This window comes from Kribbella sp. NBC_00889 (assembly GCF_045207705.1).
Classification (GTDB): Bacteria; Actinomycetota; Actinomycetes; order Propionibacteriales; family Kribbellaceae; genus Kribbella.
Genome location: NZ_CP108783.1, coordinates 3,887,731 through 3,901,426, shown reverse-complemented (window position 1 = coordinate 3,901,426; position 13,696 = coordinate 3,887,731). Strand labels below are relative to the sequence as shown.

Here is a 13,696-nt window from a genome sequence, read left to right as displayed (position 1 = left end):
TGGACAGACATTAGACAGGCCTGGCTCGATCATCTACGATCCTTAGACATACTTTAGACAAACTCGGACGAAGGGTCGCCGATGAGAGTTCAGCTCCTGCCACGTCTCCTGGGACTGCTCACGCTCGGGTACGGCGCCTACACGGCCGTCCGCCCGGAGTCGCTCGTCCGTGCCGCGGGGCTGGCCGACGAGCAGCCGATCGACCGGTCCGGGCGGGTGCTCGGCACGGTGGTCGGGGTCCGGGACGTCTTATCGGGCACGGCCATGCTCATCGCACCGGCCGGCCGGCCGCTGCAGGCGGCGGTCATCGCACGGGTGGCGTGCGACCTCACCGACGTCGCTGGTTTCGGTCTCGCCGGATCGCCGCGATCGCGCGCCAAAGTGGTCGGCATCGCCGGGGCATGGGGCCTGTTGTGCGCCGCCGCCTTCCCGGCCTCCCGGGTCCGCCGATGACCCGTACGGTCGCGGTCGTCGGAGCTGGCGTATCCGGCCTGACCGCGGCGTACCTGCTGTCTCGGGCGTACGACGTCACTCTGCTCGAGGCCGAGCCTCGACTCGGCGGCCACGCGAACACCCGAACAGTCAGCGACGCTGCCGGCGTGCCACTGGCGATCGACACCGGCTTCATCGTGCACAACGACCGTACCTACCCCTTGCTGCGCAGACTCTTCGGAGAGCTCGGCATCGCGACCCGCCCGACCGAGATGAGCATGAGCATCAGCGATCGCACCACGGGCATCGAGTACGCCGGTGGTCGTGGCGCCGCCGGGGTCTTCGCCCAGCGCCGCCGGATCGCCGACCCGCGGTTTCTCGGTGTCCTCGGCCAGGTCGGCCGATTCCACCGGAGGGCTGCTGCGTTCCTGGCCGCGACCGGCCCGGCAGACCTGACCAGCTTCGGCGAGTTCCTCGACGCCGAGCGCTTCTCGTCAGAGTTCCGCCGGCTGTACGCCGTACCGCTGGTGTCGTGTGTCTGGTCCACGGGAGCCCTGACCTCGCTGCAGTATCCGGCCCGCTACCTGTTCCGCTTTCTCGAGCGGCACGGAATGTTGACGTTCGCGGGCTCGCCGCAGTGGTCGACGGTGGTCGGTGGCTCGCGGACCTACGTGGACGCGATCGCCGACCGGCTCGACCGGATCCGGGTGGGCAGGCCGATCCGGGCGATCACCCGGGGGCCTGACGAGGTGCGACTGACGGACGCCGACGGTACGACGAGTTCCTTCGACAGGATCGTCATCGCCACCCACGCGGACACGGCACTGGAGTTGCTGGCCGACGCGGCTCCGGTGGAGAAAGAAGTCCTCTCCGCCTTCAGTTACTCACGCAACGTGGCGGTCCTCCACACCGACGCCTCGTTGCTTCCGCGGACGGCGCGAGCGCGGGCATCGTGGAACTTCCTGACCCCCGAGGGCGCCGCCGGCGATCGGCCCCCGGTGGTGAGCTACTGGATGAACCGCCTGCAAGGTCTGGACAGCGACACACAGTTCCTGGTCACGCTGAACGCCCGCGAGCAGATCGACCCGGCCGCAGTACTCGCGGTGATGGACTACCGCCATCCGGCCTACGATCCCGCCGCGGTCGCTGCGCAGAGCATGCTCCCTGGCTTGTCCACCGACCGCACCGCCTTCGCCGGTGCGTACCACGGCTGGGGCTTCCATGAGGATGGTTGCCGCTCGGGGGTCGCGGCCGCTGCCGCGTTCGGGGTCGAGTGGTGACAGCTCTCAGCGATCTGCCGACGTTGCCGGCACTCGTGGTCGGACGGGTCCGGCACGGCCGGCGGATCCCGATCCGGCACGCGTTCAGGCACCGCGCGTACCTGTGGCTCGTGGACCTGGACCACCTGCCGCAGTACCCGCCCTGGCTGCGGCCACTGGCGGGGTTCGATGCTCGCGACCATCTGGGCGGCGGATCGGCCGGGATCAAGTCCGTTGTCCGGCGTTATCTGGGCCATCAGGGCATCGTGCTGGAACCCGGCGATCGCGTCGTGATGCTGGCGAACGCGAGGTTCCTCGGGTACGTCTTCAACCCACTCACCGTGTTCTGGTGCTTCGCCGCCGACGGCTCGCCGCGGTGTGTGGTCACCGAGGTGCACAACACCTACGGCGAACGGCATGCCTATGTGCTCCGGCCTGCGGCGGACGGTACGGCCAAGGTCGGCAAGGAGTTCTACGTGTCGCCGTTCAACGACGTCTCCGGTCACTACACGTTCCGGTTCGCGGTGTCGCCGGAGCGCCTGTCGATCTCGATCACCCTGCGTCGCCAGGACCGGCCGGTCTTCGAGGCCGGCTTCGGCGGCCGGATCCGTCCGGCGACGACCGCGGCGGTGGTAAGAGCAGCCCTACGGCTGCCGGCGATGCCGCAGCGTGTCTCGGTCTTGATCCGCGCGCACGGGATCTGGCTGTGGCTCCGGCGGCTGCCGGTGGTGTCCCGGCCCATCCACCATCCACCGGAGGGATTCCGATGACTTCGATCACCACCTCGCGGGTCCACGATCTTCCTGGCCCGCTACGTCCCCGGGCCTGGCTCACCCGGACTCTGGTCGACCGGATCCTGTCCGGTCTGCCGGTCCGGGCTCTCTACCCCGACGGCACCGTCCGGGGTGCCGGCGGTCCGGACGATCCGGCCCTGCGGATCGTCCGGCCCGCCGCCTTCTTCGACCGTCTCGGGCACAACCCGAAGATCGGTCTGGGCGAGGCCTACATGGCCGGGGACTGGACTGTTGCCGAGGGCACCGATCTCGGTGAGCTGCTGACGCCGTTCGCCGCCCGGGTGACAACCTTGCTGCCCGGCCCCTTGACCAGTCTGCGACGGCTGGTGGACCAGCGGATCCCTGGCCGGCTGCGCAACACCCTGTCCGGCGCACGCAGCAACGTCCAGGCGCACTACGACCTGAGCAACGACCTCTTCGCCGGCTTCCTCGACCCGACCATGAGCTACAGCTGCGCGGTCTTCGGCGGATCACCGCCGTACGACGCGCAGAGTCTCGAGGACGCGCAACGGCGCAAGATCGACCGGATCCTCGACCTGGCTGGGGTGACCCAGGGCACCCGGCTGCTCGAGATCGGGACGGGCTGGGGCGCTCTCGCGATCGCCGCCGCTCGCCGTGGCGCACACGTCACCGGTGTGACGCTGTCGGGCGAACAGCTCGCACTCGCCGAACGCCGGGTGGCCGGGGCCGGTCTCGGTGACCGGGTCGAGCTGCGCCTGCAGGACTACCGGGCCCTGCGGGGCAGGTACGACGCGATCGTCAGCGTGGAGATGATCGAGGCGGTAGGTGCGGAGTACTGGCCGACGTACTTCGGCACGCTCGACCGGCTGCTGGCGCCCGGCGGCAGGATCGCGCTGCAGGCGATCCTGATGGACCACGACCGGATGCTGGCGACCCGGAACTCGTTCAGCTGGATCCAGAAGTACATCTTCCCGGGTGGACTGATCCCGTCCCGGCGAGCGATCGAGGAGAGCCTGGCTTCCACCGGGCTGCGGATCGTCGCCGACGACCGGTTCGGCCCGCATTACGCGGAGACGTTGCGGCGCTGGCGGCGACGCTTCGACGAGCAGTGGCCGCGGATCCGGACGCTCGGCTTCGACGAGAACTTCCGCCGGATGTGGGAGTTGTACCTGGCCTACAGCGAGGCCGGCTTCGCGTCCGGTTGCCTCGATGTCGGTCAGTTGCAGCTGGCCCGGAGCGCGCGATGAGCGCCCTCGCAGGCAAGGCCGTCTGGGTGGTCGGCGCATCCAGTGGGATCGGTGCCGCTCTGGCCGCCGAGCTGGCCGACCGGGGCGCCCGGGTGGCGATCTCGGCCAGGCGAGCCGATCGGCTGGAGTCCGTCGCCCGCGGGCGGATGGCCGTCGTACCGCTCGATGTGACCAATCGGGAGGCTGTCGACGAGGCCGCTGGACGGGTCGCCGACGATATCGGTCAGCCGGATCTGGTCGTGTTCAGCGCGGGGACTTGGGAGCAGTTGGATGCCACCGCCTGGGACCGGGATCTCTTCGCCCGCCACATCGAGGTCAACCTGCTCGGCCTGAACAACGTCCTCGGCGCGATCCTGCCACCGATGCTCGAGCGCGGGCGGGGCGCGATCGTCGGGCTGGCGTCGGTGGCCGGCTACCGCGGCCTGGCCGGCGCCGAGGCCTACGGCGCCACGAAGGCCGCTCAGATCAATCTGCTGGAGGCGTTGCGGATCGCGGTCGCCGGTTCCGGCGTCGACGTGGTCACCGTCTGTCCGGGGTTCGTCCGGACCGAGCTGACCGAGACGAACGCGTTCCCGATGCCTTTCATCATCGACGCGGACGAGGCCGCCCGGTCGATCTGCGACGGGTTGGAGCAGGGCCGCGCGGAGATCGTCTTTCCGCTGCCGATGGCGATCCTGATGAAGATCGCCCGCCTGCTCCCGGTCCGTGTCTGGGCGACCGCGATGAGCCGGTTCACACGTCCCAAAGGACGTTGAGGGCGGACGGCTTGCGGAAGACGAGACCGCGCGGTGGGGGAGAGCCCGGCGCGAGTCGCAGGCCGGGCAGGCGCAGTACGGCGTCGACCGCGGCCAGGGTCTCCAGCCGGGTGAGGTGCATGCCCAGGCAGATGTGCGGGCCGCTGGCGAAGGCGAGATGGCGGCGGGCGTTGGGGCGGCGTACGTCGAAGTCGTCGGGGGAGGGGAAGACGGCAGGGTCGCGACCGGCACCGGCCAGGGACACGGTCACGAAGTCGCCGCGGCGGATGGACGCGCCCGCCAGTTCCACATCACGCGTCGCGTAGCGGTCGACGACCGCGGCCGCCGGTTCGAGGCGCAGGGACTCCTCCACGGCGTTGGGCAGCAGGGACGGGTCGGCGCGGACGAGGTCGAGCTGGTCGGGGTGGGTCAGCAGATGCCACAACGCGTTGGTGATCATGCCTTCGGTGGTCTCGATCCCGCCGAACATCAGCACCGCGGCGTTCGCGACCACATCGTCGACCCCCAGCCCCGCGTGGGCCGCGGCCGCGATCAGGGAGTCGGTCGACTCGATGCCTGAGGCAACGTGTGCGTGCAGCCGGCCGAACGCCTCGGCACCCTCCGGTGTCACCGGACGTCCGGCCGAGACGCCGGAGACCGAGTCGGAGATCGCGGCGTACCAGTCCAGCACTGTCGAGGCCGAGGCAGGCGGCAGGCCGAGCGAGTAGGCCACGACCGCCACGGACAACGGACCGGCCACGGTACGGCGCAGATCCGAAGACGGCGGCTCAAGAGCACCGACCAACTCGTCCACGGTCTGTTGCACGACTGAGGTGAACCGTCGGCGGGTCTCGGCCAAGCCGAAGGTGGCCTCGAACGGCGTGCGGTGGTTGGCATGCGCGGCTCCGTCCGTAGAGAGCATCGACGGTCCGACGACCTGCGCGGTGGAGAAGCGCGGATCGTCGACCGTGAAGGTGTCGGGATCGCGCAGAACGGTCAGTGCGAGCTCGCGGCTCGCAACGACCCAGCTGTCCAGGGCATCGACCCATCCCACCGGCCGCAAGGCCGCGAGCGCCGGATGTGGATCCGTTTCGAGCTCCTCCAGCGTGACCATTCAGCCACCCTAGATCGATGAAACCAGTAGGTAGACTGGTATTGCTGCGACAGATCGGAATTAAACGACTCAGCGGGGCAGCGGGTTACGAAACTCGAACTAACGCCATCTAGGGTGTGGGCCATGTCTGAGAACCTGGTGCTGCTGCCTGCCGTGGATGTGGCAGACGGTCAGGCTGTCCGGCTGGTGCAGGGAGAGGCCGGAAGTGAGACCTCGTACGGCGATCCGCTGGCGGCCGCGATGGCCTGGCAGGACGCCGGAGCGGAGTGGATCCACCTCGTCGACCTGGACGCCGCGTTCGGCCGGGGCAGCAACCGTGAACTGCTCGCCGAGGTGACCGGCAAGCTCGACGTTCAGGTCGAACTGTCCGGCGGCATCCGGGACGACGACTCACTCGAGGCCGCGCTGGCGACCGGCGCTCGCCGGGTCAACATCGGCACCGCCGCGCTCGAGGACCCGGTCTGGTGCGACCGGATCATCCAGCAGTACGGCGACCGGGTCGCGATCGGGCTCGACGTACGCGGCCGGACCCTGGCGGCCCGCGGCTGGACCAAAGAAGGCGGCGACCTGTACGAGGTCCTCGAGCGGCTGGAAGCGGCCGGCTGCGAGCGGTACGTGGTCACCGACGTCACCAAGGACGGCATGCTTCAGGGGCCGAACCTGGACCTGTACCGCGACCTGTGCGCGCGCACCCCGAAGCCGATCATCGCCTCCGGCGGTGTGTCCAGCCTCGACGACCTGGTGGCGCTGAGCACGCTGGTCGCCGACGGCGTCGAGGGCGTGATCGTGGGCAAGGCCCTGTACGCCGGTGCGTTCACCCTGACCGAGGCACTCGAACTCATGCGTGGAGGCGACCAGTGAGTCTGGCCGACAAGCTCAAGGACAAGAAGGTCCTGGTCACCGGCGTCACCGGATTCGTCGGTGAGGCGCTGCTGCACCGGATCATCGGCGACCTGCCCGGGACCACCGTGGTCGCGATCATCCGCCCGAAGGGGTCGCTCAACGGCACCGATCGGATGGCGCAACTGCTGAAGAAGGACATCTTCAAGCCGTTCTACGGCGAGGGCACCGAGTACGCCGACGCCGAGGCACTGAACAGTGCCCGGATCCAGGTGATCGACGGCGACCTGTCCGACGTACCGGAACTGCCGAAGGATCTCGACATCGTCGTGCACTGCGCCGGCGACGTCAGCTTCGACCCGCCGATCCACGAGGCGTTCACCACCAACGTGCTCGGCACGAAGAGCCTGCTCGAGCGGATCGTCGAAACGGCGCGGCCGGTCCATTACGTCCACATCTCCACGGCCTACACCGCGGGCCGTCGCCGGGGTGCGATCCCCGAGGCGTCGGTCGAGCACAGTGTCGACTGGCGGAGCGAGGCCGAGGCCGGGATGGCGATGAAGGCCCGGATCGAGGAGCAGTCCCGGTCCGCGCCGATGCTGGCCAAGTTCCGCAAGGACGCCGAGAAGCTGCACCGCCGGGCCGGCCACCTGACCGCCGCGACGGACACCGAGCGCCGCCGGACCGAGTGGGTCGCGAAGAAGCTGGTCGAGACCGGCACCGAGCGCGCCCGCAGTCTCGGGTGGACCGACTGCTACACGTTCACCAAGGCCCTCGGCGAGCGCGTGGTCGAGGAGTTCGCGGCCAAGCTGCCGACCTCGATCGTCCGGCCGGCCATCATCGAGTCCGCGGTGCAGAGCCCGCACCCGGGCTGGATCGAGGGCTTCAAGATGGCCGAGCCGCTGATCCTGGCCTACGGCCGCGGTGAGTTGCCGGAGTTCCCGGCCAGCCCTGACTCCGTCGTCGAGATCATCCCGGTCGACCACGTGGTCGGCGCGATCTGCGCAGTGATGGCGACCGAGCCCGAGCTGAACAAGCCGGAGTACTACCACGTCAGCTCCGGCGCCCGGAACCCGTTGACCTTCGAGCAGCTGTACGCCGGCGTCCGCGCGTACTTCTCCAAGCACCCGTTCGACCTCGGCGAGCGTGGCGCGGTCCGGCTCCCGGTCTGGAAGTTCCCCGGCGGCGACTCGGTCGAGAGCATGCTCCGGTACGGCGAGAAGGCCCACAAGATCGCCGACAAGATCATCACGACCGTGCCGAGGAGCGAACGGGTCCGCAAGTACGCGCGCGAGCTGGACGTGCAGAAGCGCCGGCTCGACTTCCTCCGCCGCTACATGGATCTGTACTCCGAGTACGCGCAGGCCGAGCTGCAGTTCATCGACGACAACGTGCTGGCGCTGCACAACGCGCTCGAGGGTGACGACCGGGAGAAGTTCTGGTGCGACACCTCGATCGTGGACTGGCAGTACTACCTGCAGGAGCTGCACTGCCCGAGCGTCACCGAGTCGATGCGCCGGCTGGACGTCGTACGGAAGAAGCGGAACAAGGCGCTTCTGGAGTCGGCCGGCGTACTGAAGAAGGTCGAGCCTTCGCAGGACACCGAGGTCATCGCTGCGTTCGACATGGACGGCACGCTGCTGTCGTCGAACGTGATCGAGACCTACCTCTGGATGCGGCTGCCCGAGCTGGACAGCCACCAGCGGGTCGGTGAGATCGGCGCGATGCTGCGCCGGCTGCCGAAACTGATCTCGGCCGAACGCAAGGACCGCGGTACCTTCCTGCGCACGATCTACCGCCGCTACGAGGGCGCGGATCTCGAGGAACTGAACCGCATCGTCGACGAGGTCCTCGCCGAGCATGTCCTCGAGCGGCTGAGCGGAGCCGCGGTACGGCGGATCCGCGAGCACCGCGCGGCCGGGCACAAGACGATCCTGATCACCGGCGCGGTGCGGCCGCTGACCCGGCCGCTCGAGCCGCTGTTCGACGAGATCGTCGCGGCCGAACTGGCCGTCGATGACCGCGGCCGCTGCACCGGCTTCCTGTCCGGACCGCCGCTGGTCGGTGAGTCCCGGGCGGCGTGGCTCAAGCACCGCGCCCGCGGTACGAACATCGACCTGTCCAAGTCCTACGCCTACGCCGACAGCCACTCGGACCTGCCGATGCTGTCGGTGGTCGGCAATCCGGTCGCCGTCTCGCCGGACGTGTCGCTGTTCCGGGCCGCCCGGGCCGCGCGCTGGCAGATCGTCGACTGGAAGACCCCGTCCACATCGTCGCGACTGGAGCTCCCTGGGATGGCCCGATGATGCTCGCGCTCGAGATGTACCGGTCGCCGGCCAAGTACCTGGCGGCCAAGGCGGTCGGCGGCCGCATCCCCGGCATCCTGACCGGTCCGGCCGCGCCGCTGCGTCTCGTCACCATCAACGAGCCGAAGGCCGAGCGGGAGGGCTGGGCGCGGATCCGCCCGATCCTGTCCGGCATCTGCGGCTCCGACCTCGGCATGGTGACCGGATCCACCAAGCTGTACTTCTCCGCCATGGTGTCGATGCCGTTCGTCCCCGGTCACGAGATCGTCGGCGAACTGCTCGACGACTGCGAGGACCTGCCGAAGGGCACCCGGGTGGTGATGGACAGCGTCCTGACCTGTGCGGCCCGCGGTGTCGAGCCCTGCCAGGGCTGCGCTTCCGGCAACACCAACCGATGCGACCGCATCACCGTCGGCCACGTGGCGCCCGGTCTGCAGACCGGCTTCTGCCAGGACACCGGCGGTGGCTGGGGCAACGTGATGATCGCGCACCGCAGCCAGCTGTACGCCGTACCTGAGACACTCACCAACGAGCGCGCAGTGCTGGTCGAGCCGCTCGCCTGCGCCGTGCACACGGCGCTGAGGTCCAAGGTCGCGCCGGGCCAGTCGGTCTTGGTGAGTGGCGCAGGTGCGGTCGGCCTGTTCGCAACCCTCGCCCTCCGCGAGCTCACCCAGGCCGGCCGGATCACGGTCGTCGCCAAGCACGCCAAGCAGCGTGAGCTGGCCCGGGCGTTCGGCGCCAGCGACGTGGTCGCGCCCGACGAGGTCTTCCGCGGCGTACGACGCTCGACCGGTGCGTTCCGGTTGAAGCCGGAGATGGCCAAGGAGTTCCTGCTCGGCGGGGTCGACATCGCCGTGGACGCGGTCGGCAGCAAGGACTCGATCGACACCGTGCTCCGGGTGACCAAGGCCGGCGGCCGGGTGGTGCTGTCCGGCATGCCGTCGACCGGCGCGGACCTGTCGCCGGTGTGGTTCCGGGAGCTGGAGCTGGCCGGCACCTACGCGTCCGCGCGGGAGGAGCCGAACGGCCGCCCTGCCTTCGAGACCGCGCTGGAGCTGGCCGCCAAGGCTCCGCTGGACGGCGTGGTCGGCGCGCGCTACCCGCTCTACCGCTGGCGCGAGGCGATCGACCACGCGCATTCGGCCGGCCGACTGGGCACGGTCAAGGTTGCTTTCGATGTGAGGGCCTCATGAGGGCCGTGACAGCGCTGCACGACGTACGAGAGAGGTTCTGACATGTCTCGGCCAGGGTTTGTGCTTGAGGTGGACGACCGGACTCCGCCCCTGCTCGTCCACAACGGTGAGGGATTCCTGCTGGAGCGCTTCCCGCTCGGTACCCGGGTGGTGTACCCGCCGGAGGCGCTGCCACCGGTGCGGGACGTGGACGAGGCGATCCAGAACGCGCTGCTGAACCCGCTGGAGTCCGAGCCGCTGCCCGAGCTGCTGTTCGCCGGGATGCGCCTGACGATCGCGTTCGACGACATCTCGATCCCGCTGCCGCCGATGAAGAAGCCGGACATCCGGCAGCGCATCATCGAGGCGGTGCTCGAGCTGGCCGCGGCCGCCGGGGTGGACGACGTCGAGCTGATCTCGGCGAACGCGCTGCACCGCCGGCTCACCCCGAACGAGCTGCGCGACATCGTCGGCGAGCGGGTGTTCCGGTCCTTCTTCCCCGACGGCAAGCTCTACAACTTCGACGCCGAGGACACCGCGAACCTGACCCACCTGGGTCAGACCAAGCACGGCGAGGACGTGGAGATCTCCAAGCGGGCGGCCGAGTCCGACCTGCTCGTCTACGTGAACGTGAACCTGGTGGCGATGGACGGCGGCCACAAGTCGACGTCGATCGGCCTGGCGTCGTACAAGTCGCTGAAGCACCACCACAACAGCCACACGATGATCCACTCGCGGTCCTTCATGGACCACAAGGCCTCGAAGATGCACCACTCGGCCTGGCGGATGGGCGAGATCCTGACCCAGCACGTCAAGGTCTTCCAGATCGAGACGTCGCTGAACAACGACATCTTCGGTGGCCCGCTGGAGTTCCTGCAGAAGCGCGAGTGGGAGTGGTCGATCAAGGACCAGGCCTCGATGCTCGGCACCAAGCGCGCGCTCGCGGCCGCGCCGGGCAAGCTGCGGCACAAGATCTTCACCGACGTCCGGTCGAACTACGGCCTGACCGGGATCCACGCCGGCAAGATCGAGCCGGTGCACGACAAGACGCTGGACAACGTGCACCGCCAGCACCTGGTCGAGGTGCAGGGCCAGTCCGACGTCGCGATCATGGGTGTGCCGTTCATCGGCCCGTACAACGTGAACTCGGTGATGAACCCGATCCTGGCCGCCTGCATGGGGCTGGGCTACTACTTCAACTCCTACCGGGGCAACCCGATCGTCCGGAAGGACGGCGCGGTGATCCTGTACCACCCGGTCGACTACGAGTTCAGCCAGTTGCACCACCCGTCGTACGTCGACTTCTTCGAAGAGGTGCTGTCGGAGTCGACCGACCCGGCCACGATCGAGGCCAAGTTCGAGAAGCAGTACGCCGAGGACCCGTGGTACATCCACCTGTACCGCACGTCCTACGCGTACCACGGCGTGCACCCGTTCTACATGTGGTACTGGATCTCCCACGCCCTGGACCACTGCGGTGACATCGTCTGGGTCGGCGCGAACCGCAAGACGGTCGAGCGGATGGGCTTCCGGTCCGCCTCGACGCTGCAGGACGCGCTGGAGATGGTCAGCCACTCGGTCGGCCGGTCGCCCTCGATCACGTACCTGCACAACCCGCCGCACCTGCTCGCGGACGTGCGCTGATGGGGACCAGCCTGGTGAAGTTCAGCCGCGACACCGCGCGCGACGTGAAACTGGTCGCGCGCGGCTGGCGCTGGGGCCGCCGCCCGCAGGTGCCGCGCTCGGCCGAGCCGTACGTGATCCCGAAGGAGACCACGGTCTTCCCGACCAAGTGGGCCCGGACTCCGGCGGCGATCGCGGTCCGCGAGGTGCTTCAGAAAGGCGCCCTCAACTCGGTGCTGCGATGGGAAGTCAACCCGCAGGTCAGCGGGCTCGACTCGCTGCTGAAGCTGCACGGCCCGGCGCTGATCGTGGCGAACCACTCGTCACACCTCGACACCCCGCTGGTGCTGTGCACGCTGCCCGACGCGATGCGCCGCAAGACCGCCGTCGCCGCGGCCGCCGACTACTTCTTCGACACCTGGTGGCGGGCGACCGCGTCGGCGATCGTGTTCAACACGTTCCCGATCGAGCGCCGCGGCGGCAAGCTCAGCTCGACCCCGGGCGACCTGCTCGCGGACGGCTGGAACGTGGTCGTCTTCCCGGAGGGCACCAGGTCGCCGGACGGCTGGATGGAGCGGTTCCGGATGGGCGCGGCGTACCTGGCCGTCGAGCACGGCGTGCCGGTGATCCCGGTCGGCATCAAGGGCTCGTTCGCCGCGATGCCGCGCGGTCGCGGCTGGCCGGTGCCCGGCCGACCCTCGGTCGCGGTCCGGTACGGCGATCCGCTGAGCCCGGCGGAAGGGGAGAGCGCCCGCGAGTTCGCACCGAAGATCTCCGCGGCGGTCTCGGCCCTCCTCGACGAGGAGTCGACCACCTGGTACGAGGCGCGCCGCCGCGTGGCCGCCGGCGCGTCCCCCTCCCAGTCCGGCCCCGACGCCGCCCGCTGGCGCCGGGTCTGGGAGTCCACCGCCCCGATCAAGCCGGCCGGTTCCAAGCGCCGCGCCTGGAAGTAGTCACCGCTGGTTGCGTGCGGAGAGTGCCTCGGACGCAACCACCGCCAGTGCCTCGTACCCGGCGTCGTCGGGATGCAGATGGTCGCCGGAGTCGTACGCCGGGTTGAGTTGCTGCTCGTTGGACGGGTCTCCCACGGCTCGAGCGAAGTCGGCGACGGCGTCGTACTGGCGTGAGGTCCGGATCCAGGTGTTGACCTGGTCGCGGACTGCCTCGGCCCGCGCGAAGTCCGCCGGTTGCATGTAGTCGGCCTTGAACGGCGTGATCGTGGCTCCGACGATCCGGACGCCGCGTGAGTGCGCGGCCTTGATCATGCTCCGGTAGCCGGCGATGAGCTGGTCCGCGGTGACCCTGGCCGTGACGCCGCAGCCGCCGAAGTTGCCTTCGCTGTCCCAGATGTCGTTCTCGCCTTCCTCGACGATCACGGTGCGAACACCCGGCTGCCCGAGCGCATCGCGGTCGAACCTGGAGACGCCGGCTGCGCCGAAGCAGGGCAGTTCGCTGAGCAGCAGGTTCCCCGTGATGCCCACGTTGGCGACTCCCAGCCGGCTCGTCCGCAGCCGCTCCGCGAGTGCGTCGGAGTACCGGCGATCGGCTCCGATCGTGGAGTTGTGGCCGTTGGTGATCGAGTCGCCGAAGGAGACGACGGTGCCAGCCGCGCCGGTCACATCGACGCCGGTGACGTAGTACACGGAATGGCTGGTCTCGCTACCGACCACTCCGTCGTACAGGTGATCACCGGGCGCCGCGGTGGTCGTGGTGAGTCCGTCTTCGTGGTACGTCGCAGGCCCGGTGGCGCCGTCGACGTACAGGCTGATGACGAGTTGGTCGCCGGCGTCGGTCGCGATGGTCACCGGGTCCGACGTCATCGTTCGGCCGGCCGCGACAGTGGTACGGCGTGAGTCGTCGAAGGTCACCGTGTCGTGTGGTCCGCCTGTGGCCCTGGTCAGGGTCATCCCGGTCACGTGCAGCGGCTTGGCGCCGTACTGGTTGGAGAGCCGGATCCGCAGGCTGCGACCGCCAGTGCTGAGCCGGATGGACTGGCGGATCGTCTGGTGGTCGAAGCCGGCGGTGGACCAGTTGGAGCCATCGGCGGCGGGGCGCTGCATCGCGCTGGTCCAGGCCGCCGACCAGGGGCCGTCCGGCGGATGTGCGGCCGCCGAGGCGGGCACGACAGAGGCGGTGGCGAGAACGAGTGCGGCAAGCAGTGTGGTTTTCATGCGCTGATAGTTTCAGGGCATCTAGTGTCAATGCAACTAGATT

The 13,696-nt window shown here is 69.1% G+C and carries 12 protein-coding genes; 10 read left to right on the top strand and 2 right to left on the bottom strand.

Annotation, left to right across the window (positions count from 1 at the left end):
* Positions 1–81: 81 nt before the first annotated feature.
* The 5 genes from OG817_RS18995 to OG817_RS18975 are packed head-to-tail and all read left to right on the top strand — an operon-like array spanning position 82 to position 4,448.
* Positions 82–453 (top strand): hypothetical protein, encoded by a 372-nt coding sequence (locus OG817_RS18995; RefSeq protein WP_396389684.1) that lies wholly within the window; start codon positions 82–84, stop codon positions 451–453.
* Positions 450–1,712: an NAD(P)/FAD-dependent oxidoreductase gene (locus OG817_RS18990; protein ID WP_406056395.1), complete on the top strand. Its 1,263-nt coding sequence runs from the start codon at positions 450–452 to the stop codon at positions 1,710–1,712. The genes OG817_RS18995 and OG817_RS18990 overlap by 4 nt, the downstream gene beginning before the upstream one ends.
* The gene (locus OG817_RS18985) at positions 1,709–2,461 is read left to right on the top strand and encodes a DUF1365 domain-containing protein (protein WP_406056393.1); all 753 of its coding nucleotides are present in this window, start codon (positions 1,709–1,711) and stop codon (positions 2,459–2,461) included. The genes OG817_RS18990 and OG817_RS18985 overlap by 4 nt, the downstream gene beginning before the upstream one ends.
* Positions 2,458–3,693 (top strand): class I SAM-dependent methyltransferase, encoded by a 1,236-nt coding sequence (locus tag OG817_RS18980; protein WP_406056391.1) that lies wholly within the window; start codon positions 2,458–2,460, stop codon positions 3,691–3,693. The genes OG817_RS18985 and OG817_RS18980 overlap by 4 nt, the downstream gene beginning before the upstream one ends.
* Complete coding sequence (locus OG817_RS18975) at positions 3,690–4,448, top strand: SDR family NAD(P)-dependent oxidoreductase (RefSeq protein ID WP_406056389.1); 759 nt, start codon at positions 3,690–3,692, stop codon at positions 4,446–4,448. The genes OG817_RS18980 and OG817_RS18975 overlap by 4 nt, the downstream gene beginning before the upstream one ends.
* Here the strand turns inward: OG817_RS18975 and OG817_RS18970 are convergent.
* Positions 4,426–5,541 carry a cytochrome P450 gene (locus OG817_RS18970; protein ID WP_406056387.1) on the bottom strand — a complete coding sequence of 372 codons (1,116 nt, stop codon included), beginning with the start codon at positions 5,539–5,541 and terminating at the stop codon, positions 4,426–4,428. The two genes, OG817_RS18975 and OG817_RS18970, sit on opposite strands and share 23 nt — an antisense overlap.
* A 123-nt stretch (positions 5,542–5,664) precedes the next feature.
* Here OG817_RS18970 and priA point away from each other — a divergent pair, with 123 nt between their 5' ends.
* From priA to OG817_RS18945, 5 genes are read left to right on the top strand one after another with little or no spacing between them, the layout of a single operon-like run.
* Positions 5,665–6,402 carry a bifunctional 1-(5-phosphoribosyl)-5-((5-phosphoribosylamino)methylideneamino)imidazole-4-carboxamide isomerase/phosphoribosylanthranilate isomerase PriA gene (priA, locus tag OG817_RS18965; protein ID WP_406056385.1) on the top strand — a complete coding sequence of 246 codons (738 nt, stop codon included), beginning with the start codon at positions 5,665–5,667 and terminating at the stop codon, positions 6,400–6,402.
* Positions 6,399–8,687, top strand: a complete 2,289-nt coding sequence (locus tag OG817_RS18960) for an HAD-IB family hydrolase (RefSeq protein ID WP_406056383.1) — start codon at positions 6,399–6,401, stop codon at positions 8,685–8,687. The genes priA and OG817_RS18960 overlap by 4 nt, the downstream gene beginning before the upstream one ends.
* Positions 8,684–9,880, top strand: a complete 1,197-nt coding sequence (locus OG817_RS18955) for a zinc-binding dehydrogenase (RefSeq protein WP_396389692.1) — start codon at positions 8,684–8,686, stop codon at positions 9,878–9,880. The genes OG817_RS18960 and OG817_RS18955 overlap by 4 nt, the downstream gene beginning before the upstream one ends.
* 42 nt (positions 9,881–9,922) lie before the next feature.
* Positions 9,923–11,503: a lactate racemase domain-containing protein gene (locus tag OG817_RS18950; RefSeq protein WP_131514458.1), complete on the top strand. Its 1,581-nt coding sequence runs from the start codon at positions 9,923–9,925 to the stop codon at positions 11,501–11,503.
* Positions 11,503–12,435, top strand: coding sequence for a lysophospholipid acyltransferase family protein (locus OG817_RS18945; RefSeq protein WP_406056380.1), 933 nt, complete (start codon positions 11,503–11,505; stop codon positions 12,433–12,435). The genes OG817_RS18950 and OG817_RS18945 overlap by 1 nt, the downstream gene beginning before the upstream one ends.
* Here OG817_RS18945 and OG817_RS18940 read toward each other — a convergent pair whose 3' ends face one another.
* Positions 12,436–13,653, bottom strand: a complete 1,218-nt coding sequence (locus OG817_RS18940) for an SGNH/GDSL hydrolase family protein (RefSeq protein WP_406056379.1) — start codon at positions 13,651–13,653, stop codon at positions 12,436–12,438. It abuts the gene before it with no gap.
* Positions 13,654–13,696 lie beyond the last annotated feature (43 nt).